This is a genomic window from Sulfitobacter sp. S190 (assembly GCF_025141935.1).
Taxonomy (GTDB): domain Bacteria; phylum Pseudomonadota; class Alphaproteobacteria; order Rhodobacterales; family Rhodobacteraceae; genus Sulfitobacter.
In genome coordinates, this window is sequence record NZ_CP081120.1 from 3,421,473 (window position 1) to 3,444,203 (window position 22,731).

Genomic DNA, 22,731 nt, shown 5'->3' on the forward strand with positions numbered 1-22,731 from the left:
GTTATTCGACCCTGCTGGCGAGCGCGTTGACCGCCGCAACCGTGATGGCAGAGCCGCCCAGACGCCCGCGCACGATCATCGACGGCACGGGGGGGGCCTCCATCAGCGCCTCTTTGCTTTCGGCGGCCCCGATAAAGCCCACCGGGCATCCGATGATGGCAGCGGGGCGGGGGCAATCGGGATCCTCGAGCATGTTGAGCAGGTGGAACAGGGCGGTTGGGGCGTTGCCGATGGCCACGACGGCCCCTGCCAGATTTGGCCGCCACAATTCCAGCGCCGCCGCCGAACGGGTGTTCAACATCTGTTTGGCCAGATCGGGAACGGAGGGGTCACGCAGGGTGCAGATCACCTCGTTTTCGCGGGGCAGGCGTTTGCGCGTGATGCCTTCGCTGACCATATAGGCGTCGCACAGGATCGGCGCGCCGTCTTCGAGCGCCTGTCGCGCGGCGATCGCCATGCCGGGGGTGAAGGCCACGTGCTGTTCCAGGCCCACCATGCCAGCGGCGTGGATCATGCGCACGGCGACGATCTCCTCTTCGGGGGTGAAGCGGGTCAGCGCCGCTTCGGCGCGGATGGTGGCAAAGGACTGGCGGTAGATTTCCGCGCCATCGGTGATGTAGCTGTGGGGCATTCAGATCAGGTCTTTCAGGTCGTCGGGCGTGAGGCCGGTGCGCACAGGCGCGTCGGCGGCGGTGCCGTTTTCGATCAGGTCATAGCCGTCTGGCGTGGCGGTGAGTGTGAGCGGGGCGGGCCGCGGATGCGCGCAGCCCTTGGTGCAGCCCGAGATGTGCAGGGACTGCTCGGGACCCAGATGCGGCGCAAGCGTGCGGCCCAGCGCCCGTGTGGGGGCCAGACCCTGCGCACAACGCGGCGGGCCGGTGCAGGCGGTGATCCGGAGCAGCGGATCGTCGGGGTCGGTGATCACATCGGCGATGTCGGGCAGGGCGCGGGCGCTTTCCACCAGCAGGAGCCGCCACGGTGTCAGCCGCAGCCCGCCGTGCTTGGCAAGCGTCGAGAGTGTTTCGGTCTGCATGGCCCCGAAGGCCAGCCCGACCAGCGACCCGTTGGGCGTATGGCCCGGTTTAGGGACGTATTCCTGTATCTGGCGTGGCACGAAATGGCCGCCGGGGCGGGCGGGGTCGGCGGCCAAGAGCCGCGCCATGCGGGTGTGCGGGCCCCGCCGGTCAGCGAACCAGCGGGCCAGGGCCAGTGCTTCGGTGGTGGCCGTTTCGAGCGTGACAGGTTTGCCAACTGTAGCGCCGTCGGCCACGAGGATCAGCCCGCCGCCCGCGTCGGTTTCGAGCCGGATATCGGCAGAGCCGTTTTGCAGCACCGGCATCCGGCCCGTATCGATCGCGAACCCGAATTTGCCGGGCAGATCGGGAGCGTCATCCGCGGCGACCGCCTCTGCCAGTGCGCCGGCAAGCAGCTCGGTGTCATCGCCGGGTTGCCAGAACGGCATCACCATGATGTTGCGGCGGCTTTCGATGTCGGCGGTGGCGTCGACCAGACCCATGTGGCCGAGACCCTCGATCAGGGCTTCGTGGCGGTCAGGCGTCACACCGCGGATCTGGATATTGGCACGGCTCGACAGGTCCAGCAGACCGTTGCCATGTGCCGCCGCGAGCGAGGCAATACCATCGGCCTGCGCCCGGCGCAGACGCCCGCCGAAAGGTTTGATGCGCACCACCAGCCCGTCGCCGGACATCATGGGGCGCAGGGCCCCGGGGCACCATCCTTTGATCTGCGGATCGCTCATTCGGCGGCCTCCAGTGCGGCAGAGATGGAATTGCGCCGTGTCACCCACAACCCGGCATCGCGCAGCGCGGCGAAGCGGGCACGCATTTCGGCGAGCGCGACGGGGTTTTCAGTCTCTAAAAAGGCGATAAGGTCATCGCGGCCCAGCGTCGCGTCGTAGTAGAGGTCAAACAAATGCGCAGGCACGGCGCGGGTCAAATGCGCAAAGGCGGCCATGTTATCGAGCGTGGCGGCGATTTCGGCGCCGCCGCGAAAACCGTGGCGCATCATGCCATTGGCCCAGTCGGGATTTGCGGCGCGGGCGCGGACGACACGGGCAATTTCTTCGGGCATGGAGCGTGCGCGCGGGGCCCCGACACGGGTGCTGTCGACATGGTACATGGCGGGGGTTTCGGCCCCCAGATGCGCCATGGCAGCGGCAAAGCCGCCTTCGTGCGTGGCGTAGTCGGAGGAAAGCAGAACGTCCGTTTCGGTGAGATCCTGCATGTGCGCAAACCCATCGGCCTGCCGCAACCGCGTTTCCAGCCCCGCACGATCGTGATGCGCGCCACCCTTGGCGTCGAGCGCCCATTCCGAACCTTTGAGCCACGCCTCACCGGCGGCAGAACGCCCGGCATCGGAATAATCCTGCAAGGCCGCGTCCATGTTCAGGCCATAAAGCCCCGGTTTAGGGCCGAATACACGGGAGGCCTGTATTTTATAGGGGTTCATGTCGGCGGCTTCTTCGCGGTCGGCAAGGGCCGTGGTTGCCGCTTCGAACAAACCACCGAGATTTGGGAAAACATCACGGAACAGACCCGAGATGCGCAGGGTCACGTCGATGCGGGGCCGGTCGAGCACGGTGAGCGGCAGGACGTCAAAACCCGATACCCGTTCGGACCCGTCGTCCCACTTGGGCGCGATACCTGCCAGATGCATGGCCATCGCGACCTCTTCGCCCGCGGTGCGCATGGTGGCGGAGCCCCACAGGTCAATGACCAGCCCGCGGGGCCAATCCCCGTTGTCCTGCAAATGGCGCCGGAGCAGTTCTTCGGCCAGTTTCACGCCCTGTGCGTAAGCGGCGCGGGACGGAACGGCACGGGGATCGACCGAGAACAGATTGCGACCCGTCGGCAGGACATCGGAGCGGCCCCGGTAGGGCGAACCGGACGGGCCAGCGGCGACACGCCGCCCGTCGAGCGCGGTCAGCAAGCCATCGGTTTCGCCATCGGCGGTGCCGTAGATGTGCAGCCCGTCGCCGTACTGGCTTTCCTTAATGTCACAGACGAACCGGTCGATGCGGGTGATTGCTTCGGCCTCGCAGGCGTCGGCGGTGAGGCCAAGATCAGTCTCTACACCGGCGGATTTCGCCTCGTCCCGGATGGTTTGCACCAAACGGTCGCGGCGGGCCGGGTCGAGCCCGTCAGCGGTCGAGTATTCATCGAGCAGTCGCTCCAGCCGGATCAGGGCATCGGGCGTTTCGCTGTCCTTGAGCGGTGGCGGCACGTGGCCCAGCGTCACCGCACCGATGCGGCGTTTGGCCTGCGCCGCTTCGCCGGGATCGTTGACGATGAAGGGATAAATGACAGGCAAATCCCTGGTCAGCACTTCGGGCCAGCACTCGTCCGATAGGGCCACCGCTTTGCCCGGAAGCCATTCGAGCGTGCCATGTGCCCCGATGTGGACCAAGGCGTGATGGCCCTGCGCGCGCAACCACAGATAAAACGCGACATAGCTGTGACGGGGGACGCGGGCGAGATCGTGGTAGTCGGTATCGCGCGCCGCAATCGCGCCGCGTTCGGGTTGCAGGGCGACAAGCGCGTTGCCGCAGGCCTGCGCGGGGAACCGAAACGCCCCGTCCTGCACCATCGGATCGTCGGCCACGTCACCCCATGCGGTGTGCAGATAATCGCGCAGGGTTTGCGGCAGCGTTTCGAGCGCGGCACGGTAGTCCGCGACAGGCCAGTCGATATGCGTCTGCGTCAGCGATTTGCCAAAGCCGATTGTGGGCTGCACCGCGTATCCGGCATGCGCCAGTGTCAGCAGCATGTCTTCGGCGCTGGCCAGCGCGTCGAGGCCCACCGCATGCGCGATCTGATCCTCGCGGCCGGGGTAGGTGGACAGAACGAGGGCGATTTTGCGTTTGTCAGGCTCTGTTCTGGCCAGACGTTGCCACCCGTCGATCCGGTCAACGACGGCGGTGATCCGGTCGTCCTGGGCGCGGTGCGAAAAGCGCGAGTATTGCAAATCGGGGTCTTTGCGTTCCGGCGCCTTGAAGCTGACGACGCCCGTAAACAGCCTTCCGTCCACCTCTGGCAGAACCACGTGCATGGCCAGATCGGCGGGCGACAGGCCGCGTTCGCTGTCGGCCCATTCTTTCTTGCGCGCGGTAGACAGGGCCACCTGAAACACGGGGCAGCCGGTGGTATCGAGCGGGGACGTCCCATCGGTGCCTTTACCCGAAAAGGCGGTCGCGTTGACGATGGCCACGGGATCAAGCTGTTTGAGCGCGGAGGGCAGAAAATCACGCGCGACCGGGGATTTCAGAGAGGGGGCGAACAGGCCGACGGCATTGTAGCCCCTCGCGCGCAGTTGCCGGATCAGCGCATCGATGGGCGCGGTGTCGGCGGAGGTCAGGTAGCTGCGGTAGAACGTGACCGCGACGGTGTCGCCATGCGCATCGAGAAACGGCAATATGCCTTTGTCAGGGTCGTAAAAGCCGCAATCGGGGACGGTTTTTGCGCCCAGCACCGGGCCTGCGTAGAGCCCTGCTGCCAGCGCCATTTGCGCGAGTGCCGCCTGTGCCGCGACGGCGCCGCCCGCGTCGCACAGGTGTTGCAGCCGCCGCAGCGTTGAAATGGGCAGGGTCGAATGGGCGTCGAGCGCGGGGTCTTCGCGCCCGTCGGCGGGCAGAACCGCCAGTGCGATGCCGTTGCGGCGCGCGAAATCCTGCACCTGCATGATGCCGTAGGGCCAGTAGTTTTCGCCGCCAATGAGCCGGATCAGGATGCCTTTGGCCCCTGTCAGGGTCGCATCCACGTAGTTGTCGACTGACGCCGGATGCCGCAGCGCCGTCAGGTTGCACAGCCGCAAGGTGGGCAGCGATCCGTCCGCGCGGTGCCAGCCCGCCGCAAAAGCGCCAAGGTCACTGTCGGAGAACGACAACACCACAAGATCCGCAGGCGTTTGCTGCGGATCGAATGGGGTCTCGGTATCCTCGAGCCCGTGGCTTTCACGGAAGACGACGTGCATGTCAGGCGCCAAGGACCTCGCGGATTTTGTCGGGGTCGATGTGGTCGTGTTCGGCAATCACCACAAGCGCGCCGTGGCGCATATCGCTGCCCCAGGGACGGTCGTACTGGTGGCGCACGCGCGCGCCGACGGCCTGCACCAACATCCGCATCGGTTTGCCTTCGACGGCGACGTAGCCCTTGACGCGCAGCACCCGCTGTTCGGTGGCGAGCCGTTTGATCTGCGACACTAACGCTGCAGGATCGGCGATTTCGGGCATGGGGATCACGATGGTGTCAAAGTCATCGTGTTCGTGATCGTCATGGCCATCGTGGTGGGACGGGCGCGCGGCCAGATCGTCTTCGGCCTTGGCATCGAGGCCCAGCACAACGTTGGGGTCGATGACGCCCTCGGTCATTTCGAGAATGGGGATCTGGCGGGGGCTTTCGGCTTCGATGACGGTCCGGGCCTTGGCCAGACCGTCGCTGCCGGCGAGATCGGCCTTGGACATCAGCACGATGTCGGCGCAGGAGATCTGGTCTTCGAACACTTCGGACAGGGGTGTTTCGTGATCAAGGCTTTCGTCGGCTTGCCGCTGCGCGTCGACGGCGGCGACATCTGCGGCGAATGTGCCCGCGGCGACTGCTTCGGCGTCGGCCAGTGCGATGACACCATCGACCGTGATCTTGGAGCGGATGGCGGGCCAGTCGAACGCCTTGAGCAACGGTTTGGGCAGGGCAAGACCGGAGGTTTCGATGAGGATGTGGTCGGGACGCGTGGGCAGGGCCATCAGCGCCTCGATCGTGGGGATGAAGTCATCGGCGACGGTGCAGCAGATGCAGCCATTGGCCAGTTCGACGATGTTTTCGGCGGGGCAATCGGGGATCGCGCAGGATTTCAGGATATCGCCGTCCACGCCGACAGTCCCGAATTCGTTGACCAGAACGGCGAGACGGCGACCGCCCGCGTTCTGCATCAAGTGGCGGATCAGAGTGGTTTTGCCGGCACCGAGAAAGCCGGTGATGACGGTGACGGGGATTTTGGACAGATCGCTCATTCGGCGGCCTCCGCTGGGAGTTTGAGGGCGGGAATACGGGCAAGGCTTTGCTTGCGGAAAATCACGGGGCGTTCGCGCCAGGGCACCAGCCCGTCGTCGGTGGCGGCATAGGCGGCGGCACCGGTCAGAATGTCGGGCGCGTCGGCGTCGGTCATGTGGCCGTAGACGTAGGTCCACTTGCCGGGCTGTGACAAAGCCACGGCGGCACCGGCCTTGCAGGCCGACAGGCATTCCACCGCGACGATCTGCACGTCCTGCGGCGTTTCCAACGCGCTGAGCGCGCGGTGCAGGCGGGCACCGGGGCGCTGGCTGTCGTCTTCGTGTGTCTCACCGGCCTTGCAGGTGGTGCAGACATAAAGCGTGGCGGTCATTGGGGTGGCTCCGTGGGTTGGCGGCAGGCTAACGCATATGGGGCGGCGGCGCTATTCTACCGTGACGTTCGTTGTGGCGGCGATGGCCGAGCCATCGACGCTGAGGGGGCGATGATCGTTGCTGTTGAGGGTGACGCGGATTTCAACGTCACCGGCGGGCAGATTGTCGAGATGCACCCAAGGGCCATAGACGCGGCCCCATTTGTCGCCGTTGATATACACATGGGCGTGGCCACGGCCCGGCGCGTGGTCAAGGCTGGCCGATCGGGGATCAAAGCTGAAGTTACCGGCCATGATGTGCAGGTTGTAGCCCGCCATCGGATCGGCGCTGAGCGCAATGTCGAGCGTGGGCGCATCGGCGGCATCGAGCTCGAGCGGCTGGTCGTGCATCGCGGCATGATCCATTCCGCCGTGGTGGGCGGGGTCGGCGTGATCGTGGCCGTCAAAGGTGATGCCGTTGCCAGCCGCGACCACGAAGCCGCCCGCGGCCCCGAAGACCAGACCGATCACGAAAAGGGCGAATGTGCGCATGATGCTCTCCCGCGCAGCACAGGTCCGTCAGGCGGTCCTGCGCTGCTCCTTGTCCAGAAAATAGGCGGCAAACATGCCCGTGAGTACCCAAGCCGCCAGACCCACGCCAAACGCCCGCGCCGCAAAGAGGGCGCCGATTTCGGTCGGCACGGGGCCGGTAAAGCTGTCGGGTTCGGGGGCGCCCACGAGGTGCGGCGCCAGCAGCAGGATCACCGCCACGCCCCAGAGGGTCCAGTTGCGCCCGAACGCCAGCAGCCACATGGCGATGGCGGCGGCGGCAACGGTGGCAAACCACCAGACCTGGCGCGCGCCCACATCGGCGGCAGCCACACCCGGCACTTCGGGTGCCAGCGAAAAGCCCGGTGCGAAATGGGCCGCGACAAAGCCCGCGACGCCCCAGATGATCCCGGTGCGTGCGTCGATGGTCGCACCACGTTCTTCGGCCAGCAGCATCAGACCCACGAGGATCAGCGCGTAGCCGGTGTAGGTGATCATCGTGAAGGCGATGCTGAGCAGATCGCGTACGGGATCGAAGCCCGGCAGTTCAGGATGGGCAGACACCGCCTGACCGCCGAAGTGGACAAGCGCACCGCTTTCGTACAGCTCGGCGTGCAACAGCACGGGCTGAACAAAGATCAACTGCAGCAGACCGGCGAACAAGCCCGCAGCAGCACCAGCGAACAACGCGCTGGTCAGCAGTTTGGAAAGCATGGCCTAGTGGCAGGGAAAGCCGGTTGCGTGACGCATGTCGTGTGCGGCGTCGTGCAGCGTGGCGGCCTGCAGGTGGCCTGTCAGCGTGATCAGCGCAACGCCCAGAACACCCACGAACAGGGCGGGAAGAGCGGCACTGCGGCTGGCGGCGACTGCTTTGACTTGTGTTTTCATCTTCGGTTTCTCCTGGCCGTCACACCCGACGGCATGATTGATATCACTTGCCTGGCAGGTCTCCTGGCTCGCGGGTCGAAGCCTTTGCCCGCCTTCCCCACCCATCGGGGCAAGTGGCATTCGGGGGCATCGGCTCACCGCTTACAGTCGCGGGGGCGGCTTTGGCATCGGGCGAACCCTGCACCAAATTCCCTTTTGGTCCTGAAAACAGGACACCAAGCCAGATCAGTTACGCGGATTCCCCAACCCCGTGCAAGGAAAAAGCCCCGATGTGCACACGCGTGGCGGATCATTTCTGGTCAGGTGTCGCGCAATGCCGCATAAGCGTCGGATGCGAACGGACCGGACTGCCCTTGCGATTGCCTGCATGCTGATGTCGCTCACGTTATTCGATGCGATGGGGCTGATTATCAAACATTTGTCGCCGCGTTACGGTGTGGCGGAGCTGTCGGCGTGGCGCAATCTGTTCGGGATGATTCCCACTCTGATCGTGCTGTATGCCGCGCGCGACTGGCACGCCCGCGGGCGCATCTGGCGGCTGCGTCAGTGGCGGCTGGCGGTCGGACGCGGTGTGATCCTCGTTTTTGCCCAATTCGCTTTCTACATGTCGCTGGGGATCCTGAGTTTTGCGACTGCCAGCACCATCACCTATTCCAGCGCGCTTTTCATGACAGCCTTTGCCGTGCCGTTGCTGGGCGAGCGTGTCGGAGCGCTGCGCTGGAGTGCGGTACTCGTGGGATTTGTCGGGGTGATCTGGATCATCAGGCCGGGCAGTGACAGCGTGTCATGGGCCGCGCTCTTGCCGCTGTTTGCGGCCGCTTGCTATGCCCTGACCGGCGTGACCGCGCGGTTGATGGATGACGACGTGCCGACCCCCCTGATTAACCTTTATTCCACCGGCGTTGCCGCCATCGGCAGTGTGGTCCTGACCCTGTTCATGGGCGGGTTTTCCCCCGTCGCCTCGCTCTCCGATCTGATGTGGATATGCGCCATGGGTGCCTTTGGCGGATGTGCGGTTTTGTTGCTGATCGTGGCCTACCGGATGACCGAGCAGAGCAATCTCGCGCCGTTCAGCTATTTCGGGATTCCGCTGGCGTTTGTGCTGGGGTGGCTGTTTTTCGACGAAAGCCCGTGGGCGGAGCTGTTTCCCGGGGCGCTGTTGATCGCGGCGGGCGGTTTGCTGATCATCTGGCGCGAACGCCGGTTGGCCCGCGACTAGGAGGCCCCGATCTTGCGGCAATAAAGCTCGAGCTTATGGTGGACCACTTCGTAGCCCAGTTCGCGCGCGATCGCGTCTTGCAGCTGTTCGATCTTGTCCGAGCTGAATTCGATCACTTCGCCGGTGTCCACGTCGAGGATGTGGTCGTGGTGGTCCTGCTGCGTTGTTTCGAACCGCGCGCCCCCGCCTTCAAAGCTGTGTCGGTGCACGACGCCTTCGTCCTCGAGCACCGACAGGGTCCGGTAGACCGTCGCCAGCGACACCGACGGCTCAATCGCCCGGGCGCGTTCGTGCAGCTCGACGGCATCGGGGTGATCCGCCGCATCCGCCAGCACCGCCAGAAGCGCCACCCGTTGCCGCGTGACACGGATACCGGCCTTGCGCAGGGCGGCAGCCATCTTTTCGGTCTTGTCGGTCTCTGCCATGGGCGATGTCCCGTCGGGTTTGGTGCGGTCTTCTCTATCAGGCCAGAGGATTTCTCAAGTAGCAAGTTTAATTGAGAATCACTCTCATTTGTATTTACAGTTAAGAACGGTTCTCATAAAGGTCGGAGAACGACACATCCGAAAGATGAGGACACCGATGCAGCATTCCCTTAAGCGTGTTTTTCTGGCGCTGGTCCTGACGTGTACCGCCGGGGTGGCCGCGGCTGATGATCGTTTCAAGGCGGTGACCACCTTTACCGTCATTGCCGACATGGCGCGCAATGTCGCGGGCGATGCGGCAATCGTGGAAAGCATCACGAAACCCGGCGCCGAAATCCACGGCTATTCGCCGACCCCGCGTGACATCATCCGTGCCCAAGACGCCGATCTGATCCTATGGAACGGGCTGAACCTCGAGCTGTGGTTCGAGCAGTTCTTTGCAAACCTGCGCGAGGTCAACAGCGTGGTCATCAGCGACGGCATCGACCCCATCAGCATCACCGAAGGCGAATACGACGGCAAACCCAATCCCCACGCATGGATGAGCGTTGCTTCGGCGCTGATCTATATCGACAACATCCGCGATGCGTTTATGGCGGGCGACCCCGAAAATGCGGGCATCTACATCGCCAACGCCGAAGCCTATAAACAGCGCATCACCGAGACGATTGCCCCGCTGCGCGAAAAGATTCTGCAGGTGCCGGAGGCGCAGCGGTGGCTGGCCACCTGCGAGGGGGCGTTCAGCTATCTGATCCGCGATTTCGAGATGAAGGAGCTGTATCTGTGGCCGATGAATGCGGATCAGCAAGGCACGCCGCAACAGGTGCGCAAGGTCATCGATGCGGTGCGCGACAACGATATTCCGGCGGTGTTCTGCGAATCCACGGTCAGCCAGTCGCCCGCGCAACAGGTCGCCCGTGAAACCGGCGCGCGCTACGGCGGTGTGCTTTTTGTGGACAGCCTGACCGATGCGGACGGTCCGGTGCCGACCTATCTTGACCTGCTGCGCGTGACTTCGGAGACGATTGCCACAGGTTTGTCGGAATGAATGAAACGCCCACAGGCATCAGCGCACGCGATGTGACCGTCACCTACCGCAACGGCCACACGGCCCTGCGCAATGCCACCTTCGAGGTGCCCACCGGCACGATCACGGCACTGGTGGGCGTGAACGGCGCCGGCAAATCGACCCTGTTCAAGGCGATCATGGGCTTCGTGCCCGCCGCACGGGGAGAAATCACGGTCCTCGGCCTGCCCGTGAAACAGGCACTGGCCCGCAACATCGTGGCCTATGTGCCGCAGTCCGAAGAAGTCGACTGGTCCTTTCCCGTGCTGGTCGAGGATGTGGTGATGATGGGGCGTTACGGCCATATGGGGTTCCTCAGAAGGCCGCGCGCGGCCGATCATGCCGCGGTGAGCGATGCACTGGCGCGGGTCGATATGTCGGACTTTCGGCACCGCCAGATCGGGGAGCTGTCCGGCGGCCAACGCAAACGGGTCTTTCTGGCGCGCGCGCTGGCACAGGAGGGGCAGGTCATTCTGCTGGATGAGCCTTTCACCGGTGTGGACGTCAAAACCGAAGACGCGATTGTCGCCCTGCTGCGCGATATGCGAGACGAAGGGCGCGTCATGCTGGTGTCGACGCACAACCTCGGCTCTGTCCCGGAGTTTTGCGACCGTACGGTGCTGGTCAAGGAAACGGTGCTGGCCTATGGGCCCACGCAGACGACCTTTACCCACGCCAATCTGGAACGGGCCTTTGGCGGGGTGCTGCGCCACTTCGTGCTTGGCGGCTCCGATCTGCACGACGACGACGACGCACGGTCAATCCGGGTCATTACCGATGACGAGCGCCCCTTTGTCGTCTACGGCGAAGAGCCGGACAAGGAGCACGCGGAGTGATCGACACGCTGCTCTTGCCGTTCAGCTACGGCTACATGTTCAACGCCATGTGGGTCAGCGCGCTGGTCGGGGCGGTCTGCGCCTTCCTGTCGGCCTACCTGATGCTGAAAGGCTGGTCGCTGATCGGCGATGCGCTGAGCCATTCGATCGTGCCGGGCGTGGCGGGGGCCTATATGCTGGGCCTGCCCTTCGCGCTGGGCGCTTTTGCGGCGGGCGGACTGGCCGCGGGGGCGATGCTGTTTCTCAACCAACGCTCGGGGCTGAAGGAAGACACGATCATCGGCCTGATCTTTACCTCCTTCTTCGGATTGGGGCTGTTCATGGTGTCGCTGTCGCCCACATCGGTCAGCGTGCAGACGATAACCATGGGCAATATACTGGCCATCACGCCCGAGGACACGCTGCAACTGGCGATCATCGGATTCGTGACGCTGGCGATCCTGCTGGCCAAGTGGAAGGACCTGATGGTTACCTTCTTTGACGAAAACCACGCGCGGTCCATCGGGCTGCGGCCCGGAGTGCTGCGGGTCGTGTTCTTCACGCTGCTGTCGGCGTCCTGCGTCGCCGCGTTGCAGACGGTTGGCGCGTTTCTGGTCATCGCGATGGTAGTGACACCGGGAGCGACGGCCTACCTGCTGTGCGACCGGTTCCCGCGCCTGCTGGTCGTCAGCGTCAGCATCGGGGCCCTGACCAGCTTTGCGGGGGCCTACCTGAGCTTTTTCATTGATGGTGCCACCGGCGGGATCATCGTGAGCCTGCAGACGCTCATTTTCCTTGCGGTGTTCTTTCTGGCCCCCCGGCATGGCTATCTGGCCGCCAAACGCAAAGCGGCCGCCGCCCTCGGGGCACCGTGATGGACACGCTGCTGCAACCCTTCCAGTTTGCGTTCATGAACAACGCGTTTGCGATCATGGCGATCATCTCGGTCCCCACCAGCCTGCTGTCGTGCTATCTGGTGCTCAAAGGATGGTCGCTGATGGGTGACGCCATCAGCCACGCGGTTCTGCCCGGTGTCGTGCTGGCCTACCTCATCGGCATCCCGCTGATCGTCGGCGCGTTTGTGGCCGGCATGGCCTGCGCGCTGGCCACGGGGTTCCTCGCGGAAAACAGCCGCATCAAACAGGATACGGTGATGGGCATCGTGTTCTCGGGCATGTTCGGCTTCGGCATCGTACTCTATACGAAAATCAGCACCGATATGCATCTCGATCACATCCTGTTCGGCAATATGCTGGGCGTTGGCAGTACCGATTTGTGGACGGCAGGCCTGATCGCCGCGTTTGTCGCGGTGATCGTGCTCGCTAAACGACGCGATTTGATGCTGCATGCCTTCGATCCGGTACAGGCACAGGCAGTCGGTTTGCGGGTCGGTTGGCTGCACTACGGGCTGCTGGCCCTCATTTCGCTGACCATCGTGGCCACTCTGTCGGCTGTCGGGATCATCCTGTCGATCGGGCTGCTGATCGCGCCCGGCGCGATCGCGTTTCTCTTTACACGGCAATTTGCGCATATGCTGCCGGTCGCGGTCATGGTCACGCTTTGTGCCGGTGTGCTGGGGGTCTATGCCAGCTTCTATCTCGACAGCGCCCCCGCGCCGACAATCATCCTGATCCTCACGGCAATCTTCATCGCGGCATTCATCCGCAGCAGCCTGCGCAAACGCCCCGGTACCCTGGCCTGAAGCCTATCTTTCTTGGCCGAAAATACTCTGGGGGAATTGCCCTGCCCCGCAGGGCAAGGGGGCAAAGCCCCGCTGCGCGGACAGCTATACCACCACGTCAAGGCGCTCTTGCGCGCCCACGCCGAACACCCGCTTGTAACGCGCGATTTCCTCTTGCGGACCCATGGCCTTGTTGGGGTTATCGGACAGCTTGACCGTCGGCTTGCCATTGGCCTCGACCGCTTTGCACACAAGGCTGAAGGGCGACAGGGCATCATCGGGGACGAACCCGCGGAAATCGTTGGTCAGCAACGTACCCCAACCGAAAGACACCGAGGTCTTGTCCGCGAACATCGCGTGGAGCTCGCGGATCTTGGTGACGTCCAACCCGTCGGAAAAGATAATCCGCTTTTCACGCGGATCCTCGCCGCGGGCTTTCCACCAGTCGATGGCGATGCCCGCCGCCGTCGCGGGATCGCCGCTGTCGATGCGGATACCGGTCCAGCCGGCCAGCCAGTCGGGTGCATTGTCCAGAAACCCCTGTGACCCGTAGGTGTCGGGCAGAATGATCCGCAGATTGCCTTCGTGCTCGTCGTGCCAGTCCGACAGCACGTCGTAAGGGGCCTGAAACAGCGCGTCGTCGTTTTCGGCCAAGGCGGCATAAACCATGGGGAGTTCATGCGCGTTGGTGCCGATCGCCTCCATCTCGCGCTTCATGGCGATCTTGCAATTCGAGGTACCGGTAAACGCCTGCCCCAGACCTTCGCTCATGGCCTGCACACACCAGTCCTGCCAGAGGAACGAGTGACGGCGACGGGTGCCGAAATCGGCAATCGACAGATCGGGGATGTCGCGCAGCGCCTCGACCTTTTCCCACACACGGGTCATCGCGCGGGCGTAGAGCACCTGCAGTTCGAATTTGCCCATCGTGTTGAGGACCGACCGGCCGCGCAACTCCATCAGCGTGGCCAGCGCGGGAATTTCCCACAGCATGACCTCGTGCCATTTGCCCTCGAATGTCAGCTCGTATTGGTCGCCCTTGCGTTCCAGATGGTAGGGCGGCAGGCGCAGGCCTTCGAACCATTCCATGAAATCGGGGCGGAACATCTGGCGTTTGCCATAAAACGTGTTGCCGCGCAGCCAGGTGGATTCACCACGGCTGAGGCTGAGCGAGCGTATGTGGTCGAGCTGCTCGCGCAGCTCGCCTTCGTCGATGAGTTTGGCCAGCGGGACGTGTTTGGACCGGTTGATCAGGCTGAAGGTGACTTGCGTGTCGGGTTTGTTGCGAAAGATCGACTGGCACATCAGCAGTTTGTAGAAGTCGGTATCGATCAGGGACCGGACGATCGGGTCGATTTTCCACTTGTGGTTCCAGACTCGGGTGGCGATATCGACCATGTGCGCTTCCTCATTGCTCGCGGCAATGTGCCAAGGATAGAGCAGCGGGAGCAAGAGGAAAACAGGGCTGTGCAAACGACCTACTGGATGGCGGCAATCGGCTTTGCGCTCTGCGCGGGCTTGTGGGTTCTGGCCCGTCGCAGGCGGGGCAAACTACAGCCGACTGCCGCCCGCAGGCGCATCGTGGTGGACGGCACCAATGTCATGTTCTGGCACGACAACACCGCCAAATTATCGACGCTGAAATCGGTCGTGGGCGCGCTGCGCCGCCGCAATCTGGACCCGGTGGTTTTTCTTGATGCTTCATCGCGCCACCATCTGGGGGACCGGTCGCTTGATGCGGTGAAATTTGCACGCGTGTTGGGGCTGCGCGCGGACCGGGTCGTGGTCTGCCCTGCCCGTACCGAAGCCGATGCTTTTCTTCTGGACTACGCGCGGCGCAACCGACTGGCGGTGGTGTCCAATGACCGTTTCCGCGATCGGCCACGCGCGGCGCGCAATCTGCGTCTGGTCGGGGGGTATGTCGCCAATGGCCGGGTGCGCCTCAAGGGGCTTTAGGCGAATGTCACGCCCGCGCCCTGCATCGCCGTGCGGGCCGCATCGAGCGATCCGTCTATGTCGATGGCGCGGCACAGATCCAGATCGACGGTTACGTCAAATCCTTGCTGTGCGGCATCCACGGCAGAGAAATTCACGCAGAAATCCGTCGCCAGCCCCACCAGCGTCAACAATTTGATCCCGCGGCTGCGCAGAAGCCCGTCGAGCCCGGTCGGCGTTTTGTGGTCATTCTCGAAAAAGGCGGAATAGCTGTCGATCTGCGGATTGTACCCTTTGCGCACAATGGCGTCGGCGCGGTCGGTGTTCAGCAGCGGATGAAAGCGCGCGCCTTCGCTGCCCTGAATACAATGATCGGGCCAGAGCACCTGCGGCCCGTACGCCATGTCGATCACGCTATAGCGATCATGGCCGTCGTGCACGGAGGCAAAAGACGAATGCCCCGCCGGATGCCAGTCCTGTGTCAGGATAACGGCGTCAAAGCGCCCCATCTTATCGTTGATGCCCGCAACGATTTCATCGCCGCCCGTCACGGCCAGCGCCCCGCCGGGGCAGAAATCGTTTTGAACGTCGATGACTATCAGCGCCTGCATGGGTCTGGTTCCTTCATCAGGGATTGGTTGCAGTGGTTTTACCCCACGCGCCCCTTGCGCAACAGCCCTCGCCTGCCTTATCTGCGCTGCCATGTACACCATCGCCGCTCTTTATCACTTTGCCCGCTTTGACGATCCTGCCGCGCTGAAACCGCCGCTGCTGGCCCTGTGTCAGGCGCAGGGCATCACCGGTACGCTTTTGCTGGCGCGGGAAGGCGTCAACGGGACCATCGCGGGAGAGGCTGCGGGGATTGAAGCGGTGATCGCCCATTTGCGCGCCCTGCCCGGCTGTGCCGATCTGGAGTGGAAGATTTCGCACAGCGAAGCGCCACCGTTCGGCAAGATGAAGGTCCGCCTGAAGCGCGAGATCGTCACCATGGGCCAGCCTGACGTCGATCCGCAGGCCGCGACCGGCCATTACGTGGCCCCCGTCGACTGGAATGACCTCATCGGGCGCGACGACGTGGCCGTGATCGACACCCGCAACGATTATGAGGTGGCGATCGGGACCTTCGAGGGTGCCATAGACCCCCAGACCCAGAGTTTCGGTGAGTTCCCCGCGTGGTGGGAGCAGAACAAGCACCGTTTCCACAACAAGAAGATCGCGATGTTCTGCACCGGTGGCATACGGTGCGAAAAATCGACCAACTTCCTGTTGGGACAGGGCGTTGAAGATGTCTACCACCTCAAGGGCGGCATTCTGAAATATCTCGAAGAGGTGCCGCAGGAGCAGAGCACATGGGACGGCTCGTGCTTTGTCTTTGACAACCGGGTGAGCGTTGGACACGGGCTGAAAGAGGGGCCGCACATGTTGTGCCACGGTTGCCGCCGTCCGATTTTGCCGCAAGACACCGCGCGCCCCGAATACGAGCCCGGTGTGAGCTGCCACGCCTGCATCGACGAGACATCGCCGGCCGACAAGGCCCGGTTCCGCGAGCGCCAGAAACAGATGACACTGGCCAGACAGCGCGGCGACTGAGCCCGCGGCGGGCGGGCCTTTTGCGCATCGCACCCACCGACATCGATCCAATTTTATCCGTTAGCCCCATGGTAACGCGCAGCCTGTAGATCGGTGCTGTGTGGAGCAAAGGGTGATGTGAATGAGTGCGGACACCAACAAGGCGCCGGTCATTATCAGGCGCAAGAAAGTGGTGGCCGGTGGCGGTCACCACGGCGGCGCGTGGAAAGTGGCCTATGCGGATTTCGTGACCGCGATGATGGCGTTTTTCATGCTGATGTGGCTGCTGAGTGCGACGACCGAGAAGCAAAAGCGCGGCATTGCGGATTATTTCTCTCCGACGATACCGATCAGCCGTGTGTCGGGCGGGGGCAACGGCGCCTTTGGCGGCGACAGCATTTTTTCGGAAGAAACGCTGCCGCGCAACGGGACCGGGGCCTCCGCGACGCGCGCCGCCGCCGAGAACAAGGCCCGCGGCAGCACCGGCAGCGACCCCTCCGCCGAAGAGCGCGCCGCACAGGACGAAGCGTTTACCGATCTCGAGGCAAAGCTGCAGGGGCGCGGGGGGGAATCGCTTGTGATGGAAAACGCCATGAAGCACATCACCACCCGCATCACCGACGAGGGTCTGGTGGTGGAGGTGTTTTCGCTGGAGAATGCCCCGTTGTTCGAGCCGGGCACGGATGTCGCAACACCGATCCTGCGCGATCTTGCCGCGATCATTTCGGACATGTCCAAGACGGTGACAAACCAGATTGCGGTCGGCGGTCACGTGCGCGCGGCGCCGCTGGTGCTGGCGGAAAACCCGGTCTGGGATCTGTCGCACGCGCGGGCGAGCCGGATGCGCAAACTGCTGGAAGGTGGCGGTATCGCCGAAGCGCGGATGGACAGGGTGACGGGACACGCCGACCGCGAAACGCTCACCCGTGATCCGATGTCGGTCCGCAACGACCGGATCGAAGTTGTTCTGCTGCGAGACGGCAGCTGACGGGCAACCGAATAGACAGAATTTTAGATGTTAGCACCTCCTTAAAGGCGGGGCGCTATTGCAGAAGCCAAGCAGACGGAACCGGAACAGCAGAAAGGTGTGTTCATGACCATTTCTTCATCGCTCAACGCAGGTGTGGCGGGGTTGCAGTCGAATGCGACACGGCTGGCGTCGATCTCTGACAATATCGCGAATTCGTCGACCTACGGCTATCGCCGGGTCCAGACCGATTTCCAGTCGATGGTCATCTCCAGCAGCGGCGGGTCCTATTCCGCAGGGGGCGTGCGGGCCACCACACAGCGCCTGATCGACGAAAGCGGGCCTTTGGTGAGCACCAACAACCCGACCGATCTTGCCGTGCGCGGGCGCGGCATGCTGCCTGTTTCGCGGTTGAGTGATGTGCAGGCGTCAAACGGGGATCCGCAGATGCTGCTTACCACCACGGGGTCGTTCCGGACGGACGCCGAAGGGTTTCTGACGACCCAATCCGGTCTGGCGCTGATGGGTTGGCCCGCGCAGCCCGATGGAACGATTCCGACATTCTCGCGCGATACATCCGATGGTCTGGAACCGATCCAGATCAACGTGAACCAGTTCACCGGCGAGCCGACGACCCGCATCAAGCTGGGCGTGAACCTGCCCGCGACGGCAACCGTTGCCGGTGCTGACGGCACGTCGGAACAGCTGGCCGTGGAGTATTACGGAAATCTGGGCACGTCCGACAACGTGAATGTCACATTCACGCCGACCGTTCCGGCGACCGGTGCGTCGAATGAATGGACGATGACCCTGACCGATTCGATTGATCCGACTGTGACGATTGGTGAGTACACGCTGACCTTTGACGACAGTCGCGCCGCCGGTGGCACGCTTGCCGGTGTCACGACCGTTTCGGGGGGGCCGTATGATCCGGCGACGGGCCGCTTGATCGTTCAGGTGGACGGCGGTCCGATCGAAATCAACATCGGCGTGGTCGGTCAAAGCGATGCACTAACGCAGCTGTCCGATACGTTTGCGCCGGTTTCGATCACCAAGGACGGATCGCCCGTGGGCAACATGACGAGCGTTGAAGTGGACGCAAATGGCTTTGTGCATGCCACGTTCGACACCGGAATCAGCAGAACGATCTATCAGGTGCCCCTCGTCGATCTGCCGAACCCCAACGGCATGATCGCGCTCGACAGTCAGACCTATCAGCCGTCGGTCGACAGCGGTTCGTTCTTCTTGTGGGACGCGAGCAGCGGGCCAACCGGTGACATCGTCGCCTTTGCCAGAGAAGAATCGGCCACCGATGTGGCGGGCGAATTGACCAACATGATCCAGACGCAGCGGGCCTATTCGTCAAACGCCAAGGTCATCCAGACCGTGGATGAGATGCTGCAGGAAACGACGAATATCAAACGCTAACCAATCGGCGGGGTAGCGCTCCGCCTTTCGAAGAGATGAGGTAGATATGTCGATCACAGGTGCCCTGAATTCAGCGATGAGCGGTCTGCGAGCGGCGGCGCGCGGGTCGGAACTGACCTCATCCAATATCGCGAATGCGCTTACTCCGGGGTTTGGCCGCCGCAGCCTTGAGCTCTCGACGCTTGCAATCGGCAGCGGGGGCGTGCGCATCGACGCCGTCAATCGCCATAGCGACGCGGGATTGATCAGTGACCGCCGCCTTGCCGATGCGAGCTCCGCTCACGCGCAAACGACTTCCGACTTTTTTGCGCGGCTGTCTAATTCAATCGGCACGCCCGATACCGCCGGTTCGCTGAGCGCGCGGTTGACTGCGGTCGAGACCAGCCTGATGAGCGCGGCCAGTCGGCCGGATGCCCCAGAGCGGCTGGAGCAGGTCGTCGGCGACGCGCGGGCGCTTGCACAGAGTTTTGGCACCGTGTCGGAGCAGATACAGGACAGCAGAACGCAGGCCGACCGCGACATTGCACGCGATATCGACACCCTCAATACCGCGCTGCAACAGGTCAAGGAACTGAACACGCAAATCCGTACACGTGGTTTCAAAGGCGGCAGTGCGGCGGCGCTTATCGACGAACGTCAGCGCGTTGTGGACCAGATTGGCGAACTGGTTTCCGTGCGCACCGTGCCGCGTGACAATGGCCAGATCGCGATATATTCGGAAGGTGGCGCAGTCCTGCTCGACGGATCGGCGGCGCGTATTGAGTTTGCCGGTGCCAATGTGGTCACACCCTATCAGACACTGGCGGACGGCACCCTGTCCGGAATCAGCATCAACGGATTCGACGTAAAGACCGGCGCGCTTGGCGGGGGTCGGATCGGCGCGAATTTTGCCGTACGCGATGAACATGGCGTGGCGGCTCAGGCCGAGTTGGATGCCATGGCCCGCGATCTGATGACCCGGTTTGAAAATCCCGCACTCGATCCGACGACTGCACCGGGCGATCCGGGCCTGTTTACAGACGAAGGCGCCGCATTCGATCCCGCCAAGGAGGTGGGGCTGGCCAGCCGGTTGGCCCTGAACGCCGCGATTGATCCGCAGGCGGGCGGAATTGTCACGCGCGTGCGCGACGGTCTGGGCGCCGCAACACCCGGTCCGGTCGGAGACGCCACGCTTCTCAACGCCTTCTCTGCGGCGCTATCCGCGCGGGACGCCCCCGCATCCGGGAGTTTCGCCGGCGCCTCACTGTCGGCGTTCGATCTATTATCCAACATTGGCGGTGCGCTATCGCAACAGGCCGCGCGCGCCGACGCAACCCTGAGTTTCGAGGTCGCGCGGCAGAGCGAACTTGCACAGCTCGAACTTGCCCAAGGCGTCGATACAGACACCGAGCTGGGCAATCTGCTCGTGCTTGAACAGGCCTATGCGGCGAACGCCCGAGTGATCCAGGCCGCTGACGACATGCTAGACACATTGATGAGGTTGTAATCATGAATTTCGGATCGATCGGCGATCTCGCCACGCTACAGTCTCGACAGCGTCAGAATGTGGGGATCAAACAGGATATTTCGCGCCTGACACAGGAGCTCAGTACCGGCCTCAAGGCGGACAGGCTGCAGGCGACAAAGGGCAATCTGGCGATCCTTGCCGGGCTGGAAAATGATCTGGCGCGCCTGTCCGGTTTTGAAACCGCCGCGATCGAGGCAAGTGGGTTTGCGCAGGCACAACAGGATGCGCTGGACCGGTTCCAGGACATCGGTCGCAATCTTTCGGAAACGTTGGTCCTCACGAAGGGATCCGGGTTTGCCGAAGCGACCACCCGGATCGCGGACGAGGCGGCACTCGCGCTCACTGCGGGCGTCAGCGCGTTGAACAGCCAGTTTGCGGGCCGGTCGCTTTTTAGCGGGGCCGCCACGGATGCCACGGCGCTGCCTTCCATCGACGACCTTCTGGCCGGGGTGCGCACCGCCGTCGGGGGGCACACCACGGCCGCCGACGTGATCGCTGCGGTCGACCTGTGGCTTGCGGATCCGGCAGGTTTTGACGCAGCGGTATACGGTGGGTCAGATACGCGGCTTGCCCCTATGGAAATTTCGGCAACGCAGAAAGTTTCCTTTGACCAGACAGCGACCGATCCTGCTCTGAAGAACATCCTCGGGCAAATGGCTTTGGGTGCCCTTCTGCAAGATCCGGCCATGACGTTGAGCGAGGCGGAAAAGATCACATTGCGCGACACGCTGACCGGCGGCTTGCTGCAATCAAACGATACGCTGACGAACGACCGGGCCCGCCTCGGCTTCATTCAATCGACAATCGAAACCGTGCAAGTGGAACAGATATCCCAACGCATCGCATTGGACATCACGCGCAGTGACATCGTATCGGCCGACCCATACCAAACCGCGACCGATCTGGAAGCCGCACAATTTCAACTCGAGAGCCTGTATGCGGTGACGGCAAAGATGTCGCGTTTGAGCCTGGTGAACTTCATATGAAAAAATTTGTAGCTCTTGTCGCGCTTTGTATCGTCAGTCTTGTGCTCATGCCGCCCGCAAGTGCGGGGCCGGTGCGTATCAAGGATCTCGTCAACTTTGATGGTGTACGCGGCAACGATCTGGTGGGGTACGGTCTCGTCGTGGGGCTGGATGGCAGCGGCGACGGTCTACGCAATGCACCCTTTACCGAAGATATCATGACCAACATTCTCGAGCGGCTTGGCGTGAATGTTACGGGAGAACAATTTCGCCCGAAAAATGTCGCGGCCGTCCTCGTCACGGCAACACTTCCTCCTTTTGCCCGGGCAGGCAGTCAGATCGATGTGACGGTTTCGGCCATCGGAGATGCAAAGAGCCTGTTGGGCGGCACGCTTATCATGACGCCAATGAATGCGGCGGACGGCGAAATCTATGCTGTGTCTCAAGGGACCATCATCGCGGGCGGTGCGACCGCCGAAGGGGATGGCGCGGCGGTGACCCAAGGGGTTCCAACATCCGGAACCATCCCGTCAGGTGCCCGTGTAGAGCGTGAAATCGCTTTCCAACTGTCGTCTCTCAGCGATCTTCGTCTGGCCCTTCGTGAGGCGGATTTCACCACGGCCACCCGCATCGAGCAGGCCATCAACCGCACGTTCGGTCGCAATGTTGCAGTGATGCTGGACAGTGGGACGGTTCTTCTGGATGTGCCGGCAACACGCATGCGATCTGTGGCACACGCGCTTGGCAGGATCGAAAACATCGAGGTGCAGCCTGAACGCAAAGCGCGGGTGGTCGTAGACCAGAGATCAGGAACAATCGTTATGGGCGAGGATGTACGCATTTCCCGCGTCGCGGTATCCCAGGGCAATCTGACCCTGCGCGTTCAGGAAGCTCCGCAAGTGGTTCAGCCAAATCCGTTTGCAGAAGGCCAAACCGTCGTGGTGCCGCGCACACAGGCAGAGATAGAAGAAGAACCCGGCACCGGATTGGCGACGATACCGGATGGCACATCGCTTTCGGAGGTGATTTCAGGTCTGAATGCGCTCGGGGTTTCTCCCCGCGACATGATCGATATCCTCAAGAGCATCAAAGCTGCGGGCGCGCTGCACGCGGAGTTCGTCGTGAGATAAACTGACTGCCTTTGATCCGTGACATGTTCACCGATCAAAGGCAGTCGATGGTGATCTACGGTTGCAGGCACAACTCCAACCCAAGTCTGCGGTTCACCACTCTTGCTTCTTGAACCTATGTGAAATCCTGCCGGGGCTACCCCCGAGCGTAGCTGCCGAAGCTCCTTCAGTCGTCGATGATAACAAGGAGGTTTGGGCACGTTACCGGGACG

Annotated in this window: 23 protein-coding genes and 1 riboswitch; of the genes, 12 read left to right on the forward strand and 11 right to left on the reverse strand. The window is 62.9% G+C overall.

Features of this window, described 5'->3' with window-relative positions; genetic code table 11:
* Position 1: 1 nt before the first annotated feature.
* Genes K3756_RS17005 through K3756_RS17040 form a run of 8 tightly spaced genes read right to left on the reverse strand, consistent with a single transcriptional unit; the run spans position 2 to position 7,812 of the window.
* Entirely contained in the window at positions 2–631 is a 630-nt protein-coding gene (locus tag K3756_RS17005; protein WP_259989470.1) for a precorrin-8X methylmutase, read from the reverse strand.
* Positions 632–1,759: a precorrin-3B synthase gene (gene cobG / locus K3756_RS17010; protein WP_259989471.1), complete on the reverse strand. Its 1,128-nt coding sequence runs from the start codon at positions 1,757–1,759 to the stop codon at positions 632–634. It lies immediately after the preceding gene.
* Positions 1,756–4,989 carry a cobaltochelatase subunit CobN gene (gene cobN, locus K3756_RS17015; RefSeq protein WP_259989472.1) on the reverse strand — a complete coding sequence of 1,078 codons (3,234 nt, stop codon included), beginning with the start codon at positions 4,987–4,989 and terminating at the stop codon, positions 1,756–1,758. The genes cobG and cobN overlap by 4 nt, the downstream gene beginning before the upstream one ends.
* Before the next feature lies 1 nt (position 4,990).
* A complete protein-coding gene (gene cobW / locus K3756_RS17020) occupies positions 4,991–6,025 on the reverse strand; it encodes a cobalamin biosynthesis protein CobW (protein ID WP_259989473.1) in 1,035 nt (344 codons plus the stop codon).
* On the reverse strand, positions 6,022–6,396 hold the full coding sequence (locus K3756_RS17025) for a DUF1636 domain-containing protein (RefSeq protein WP_259989475.1): 375 nt from the start codon (positions 6,394–6,396) through the stop codon (positions 6,022–6,024). The genes cobW and K3756_RS17025 overlap by 4 nt, the downstream gene beginning before the upstream one ends.
* A 51-nt stretch (positions 6,397–6,447) precedes the next feature.
* Positions 6,448–6,927, reverse strand: coding sequence for a hypothetical protein (locus K3756_RS17030; protein ID WP_311201703.1), 480 nt, complete (start codon positions 6,925–6,927; stop codon positions 6,448–6,450).
* A 27-nt stretch (positions 6,928–6,954) separates the two neighbouring features.
* Complete coding sequence (locus K3756_RS17035; protein WP_259989477.1) at positions 6,955–7,638, reverse strand: CbtA family protein; 684 nt, start codon at positions 7,636–7,638, stop codon at positions 6,955–6,957.
* A 3-nt stretch (positions 7,639–7,641) separates the two neighbouring features.
* A complete protein-coding gene (locus K3756_RS17040; RefSeq protein ID WP_259989480.1) occupies positions 7,642–7,812 on the reverse strand; it encodes a CbtB domain-containing protein in 171 nt (56 codons plus the stop codon).
* Between the two features lie 35 nt (positions 7,813–7,847).
* A riboswitch (cobalamin riboswitch) is annotated at positions 7,848–8,047 on the reverse strand.
* A 78-nt stretch (positions 8,048–8,125) separates the two neighbouring features.
* Here K3756_RS17040 and K3756_RS17045 point away from each other — a divergent pair.
* Positions 8,126–9,031 (forward strand): DMT family transporter, encoded by a 906-nt coding sequence (locus K3756_RS17045; RefSeq protein ID WP_259989482.1) that lies wholly within the window; start codon positions 8,126–8,128, stop codon positions 9,029–9,031.
* Here the strand turns inward: K3756_RS17045 and K3756_RS17050 are convergent.
* The gene (locus K3756_RS17050) at positions 9,028–9,456 is read right to left on the reverse strand and encodes a Fur family transcriptional regulator (RefSeq protein ID WP_259989484.1); all 429 of its coding nucleotides are present in this window, start codon (positions 9,454–9,456) and stop codon (positions 9,028–9,030) included. The genes K3756_RS17045 and K3756_RS17050 overlap by 4 nt on opposite strands.
* 157 nt (positions 9,457–9,613) lie before the next feature.
* Here K3756_RS17050 and K3756_RS17055 point away from each other — a divergent pair, with 157 nt between their 5' ends.
* Genes K3756_RS17055 through K3756_RS17070 form a run of 4 tightly spaced genes read left to right on the forward strand, consistent with a single transcriptional unit; the run spans position 9,614 to position 13,039 of the window.
* On the forward strand, positions 9,614–10,504 hold the full coding sequence (locus K3756_RS17055; protein ID WP_259989487.1) for a metal ABC transporter substrate-binding protein: 891 nt from the start codon (positions 9,614–9,616) through the stop codon (positions 10,502–10,504).
* Positions 10,501–11,358 (forward strand): manganese/iron ABC transporter ATP-binding protein, encoded by an 858-nt coding sequence (locus K3756_RS17060; RefSeq protein ID WP_259989490.1) that lies wholly within the window; start codon positions 10,501–10,503, stop codon positions 11,356–11,358. The genes K3756_RS17055 and K3756_RS17060 overlap by 4 nt, the downstream gene beginning before the upstream one ends.
* Positions 11,355–12,212 (forward strand): metal ABC transporter permease, encoded by an 858-nt coding sequence (locus tag K3756_RS17065; RefSeq protein ID WP_311201704.1) that lies wholly within the window; start codon positions 11,355–11,357, stop codon positions 12,210–12,212. Before K3756_RS17060 ends, K3756_RS17065 begins: the two co-directional genes overlap by 4 nt.
* On the forward strand, positions 12,212–13,039 hold the full coding sequence (locus K3756_RS17070; RefSeq protein ID WP_311201705.1) for a metal ABC transporter permease: 828 nt from the start codon (positions 12,212–12,214) through the stop codon (positions 13,037–13,039). The genes K3756_RS17065 and K3756_RS17070 overlap by 1 nt, the downstream gene beginning before the upstream one ends.
* Positions 13,040–13,123: 84 nt before the next feature.
* Here K3756_RS17070 and pncB read toward each other — a convergent pair whose 3' ends face one another.
* Positions 13,124–14,416, reverse strand: coding sequence for a nicotinate phosphoribosyltransferase (gene pncB / locus K3756_RS17075; protein WP_259989492.1), 1,293 nt, complete (start codon positions 14,414–14,416; stop codon positions 13,124–13,126).
* Positions 14,417–14,485: 69 nt separating this feature from the next.
* Here pncB and K3756_RS17080 point away from each other — a divergent pair, with 69 nt between their 5' ends.
* Positions 14,486–14,974, forward strand: a complete 489-nt coding sequence (locus tag K3756_RS17080; RefSeq protein ID WP_259989494.1) for an NYN domain-containing protein — start codon at positions 14,486–14,488, stop codon at positions 14,972–14,974.
* On the opposite strand, the gene pncA is transcribed toward K3756_RS17080, so the two are convergent.
* Positions 14,971–15,564: a bifunctional nicotinamidase/pyrazinamidase gene (gene pncA / locus K3756_RS17085; protein ID WP_259989496.1), complete on the reverse strand. Its 594-nt coding sequence runs from the start codon at positions 15,562–15,564 to the stop codon at positions 14,971–14,973. The two genes, K3756_RS17080 and pncA, sit on opposite strands and share 4 nt — an antisense overlap.
* A 91-nt stretch (positions 15,565–15,655) precedes the next feature.
* On the opposite strand from pncA, the gene K3756_RS17090 reads away from it, so the two are divergent.
* From K3756_RS17090 to K3756_RS17115, 6 genes are all read left to right on the forward strand, one after another.
* Complete coding sequence (locus K3756_RS17090) at positions 15,656–16,543, forward strand: rhodanese-related sulfurtransferase (RefSeq protein WP_259989498.1); 888 nt, start codon at positions 15,656–15,658, stop codon at positions 16,541–16,543.
* 121 nt (positions 16,544–16,664) lie between these two features.
* Entirely contained in the window at positions 16,665–17,510 is an 846-nt protein-coding gene (locus tag K3756_RS17095) for a flagellar motor protein MotB (protein WP_259989500.1), read from the forward strand.
* A 105-nt stretch (positions 17,511–17,615) separates the two neighbouring features.
* Positions 17,616–18,917, forward strand: a complete 1,302-nt coding sequence (locus tag K3756_RS17100; protein ID WP_259989502.1) for a flagellar hook protein FlgE — start codon at positions 17,616–17,618, stop codon at positions 18,915–18,917.
* A 46-nt stretch (positions 18,918–18,963) separates the two neighbouring features.
* Positions 18,964–20,403 (forward strand): flagellar hook-associated protein FlgK, encoded by a 1,440-nt coding sequence (gene flgK, locus K3756_RS17105; protein WP_259989504.1) that lies wholly within the window; start codon positions 18,964–18,966, stop codon positions 20,401–20,403.
* A gap of 2 nt (positions 20,404–20,405) precedes the next feature.
* On the forward strand, positions 20,406–21,410 hold the full coding sequence (locus tag K3756_RS17110; protein WP_259989506.1) for a flagellin: 1,005 nt from the start codon (positions 20,406–20,408) through the stop codon (positions 21,408–21,410).
* Positions 21,407–22,519: a flagellar basal body P-ring protein FlgI gene (locus K3756_RS17115; RefSeq protein WP_259989508.1), complete on the forward strand. Its 1,113-nt coding sequence runs from the start codon at positions 21,407–21,409 to the stop codon at positions 22,517–22,519. The genes K3756_RS17110 and K3756_RS17115 overlap by 4 nt, the downstream gene beginning before the upstream one ends.
* Positions 22,520–22,731 lie beyond the last annotated feature (212 nt).

Excerpts from the sequence above, each read along its gene's own strand:
- K3756_RS17070 (WP_311201705.1), top strand. The coding sequence starts at position 12,212 with ATGGACACGCTGCTGCAACCCTTCCAGTTTGCGTTCATGAACAACGCG.
- pncB (WP_259989492.1), bottom strand. The coding sequence starts at position 14,416 with ATGGTCGATATCGCCACCCGAGTCTGGAACCACAAGTGGAAAATCGAC.
- flgK (WP_259989504.1), top strand. The coding sequence starts at position 18,964 with ATGTCGATCACAGGTGCCCTGAATTCAGCGATGAGCGGTCTGCGAGCG.
- K3756_RS17025 (WP_259989475.1), bottom strand. The coding sequence starts at position 6,396 with ATGACCGCCACGCTTTATGTCTGCACCACCTGCAAGGCCGGTGAGACA.
- K3756_RS17090 (WP_259989498.1), top strand. The coding sequence starts at position 15,656 with ATGTACACCATCGCCGCTCTTTATCACTTTGCCCGCTTTGACGATCCT.
- K3756_RS17035 (WP_259989477.1), bottom strand. The coding sequence starts at position 7,638 with ATGCTTTCCAAACTGCTGACCAGCGCGTTGTTCGCTGGTGCTGCTGCG.
- K3756_RS17050 (WP_259989484.1), bottom strand. The coding sequence starts at position 9,456 with ATGGCAGAGACCGACAAGACCGAAAAGATGGCTGCCGCCCTGCGCAAG.
- K3756_RS17055 (WP_259989487.1), top strand. The coding sequence starts at position 9,614 with ATGCAGCATTCCCTTAAGCGTGTTTTTCTGGCGCTGGTCCTGACGTGT.
- cobG (WP_259989471.1), bottom strand. The coding sequence starts at position 1,759 with ATGAGCGATCCGCAGATCAAAGGATGGTGCCCCGGGGCCCTGCGCCCC.
- K3756_RS17040 (WP_259989480.1), bottom strand. The coding sequence starts at position 7,812 with ATGAAAACACAAGTCAAAGCAGTCGCCGCCAGCCGCAGTGCCGCTCTT.
- K3756_RS17060 (WP_259989490.1), top strand. The coding sequence starts at position 10,501 with ATGAATGAAACGCCCACAGGCATCAGCGCACGCGATGTGACCGTCACC.
- cobW (WP_259989473.1), bottom strand. The coding sequence starts at position 6,025 with ATGAGCGATCTGTCCAAAATCCCCGTCACCGTCATCACCGGCTTTCTC.
- cobN (WP_259989472.1), bottom strand. The coding sequence starts at position 4,989 with ATGCACGTCGTCTTCCGTGAAAGCCACGGGCTCGAGGATACCGAGACC.
- K3756_RS17030 (WP_311201703.1), bottom strand. The coding sequence starts at position 6,927 with ATGCGCACATTCGCCCTTTTCGTGATCGGTCTGGTCTTCGGGGCCGCG.
- K3756_RS17045 (WP_259989482.1), top strand. The coding sequence starts at position 8,126 with ATGCCGCATAAGCGTCGGATGCGAACGGACCGGACTGCCCTTGCGATT.
- K3756_RS17110 (WP_259989506.1), top strand. The coding sequence starts at position 20,406 with ATGAATTTCGGATCGATCGGCGATCTCGCCACGCTACAGTCTCGACAG.
- pncA (WP_259989496.1), bottom strand. The coding sequence starts at position 15,564 with ATGCAGGCGCTGATAGTCATCGACGTTCAAAACGATTTCTGCCCCGGC.
- K3756_RS17095 (WP_259989500.1), top strand. The coding sequence starts at position 16,665 with ATGAGTGCGGACACCAACAAGGCGCCGGTCATTATCAGGCGCAAGAAA.
- K3756_RS17005 (WP_259989470.1), bottom strand. The coding sequence starts at position 631 with ATGCCCCACAGCTACATCACCGATGGCGCGGAAATCTACCGCCAGTCC.
- K3756_RS17115 (WP_259989508.1), top strand. The coding sequence starts at position 21,407 with ATGAAAAAATTTGTAGCTCTTGTCGCGCTTTGTATCGTCAGTCTTGTG.
- K3756_RS17100 (WP_259989502.1), top strand. The coding sequence starts at position 17,616 with ATGACCATTTCTTCATCGCTCAACGCAGGTGTGGCGGGGTTGCAGTCG.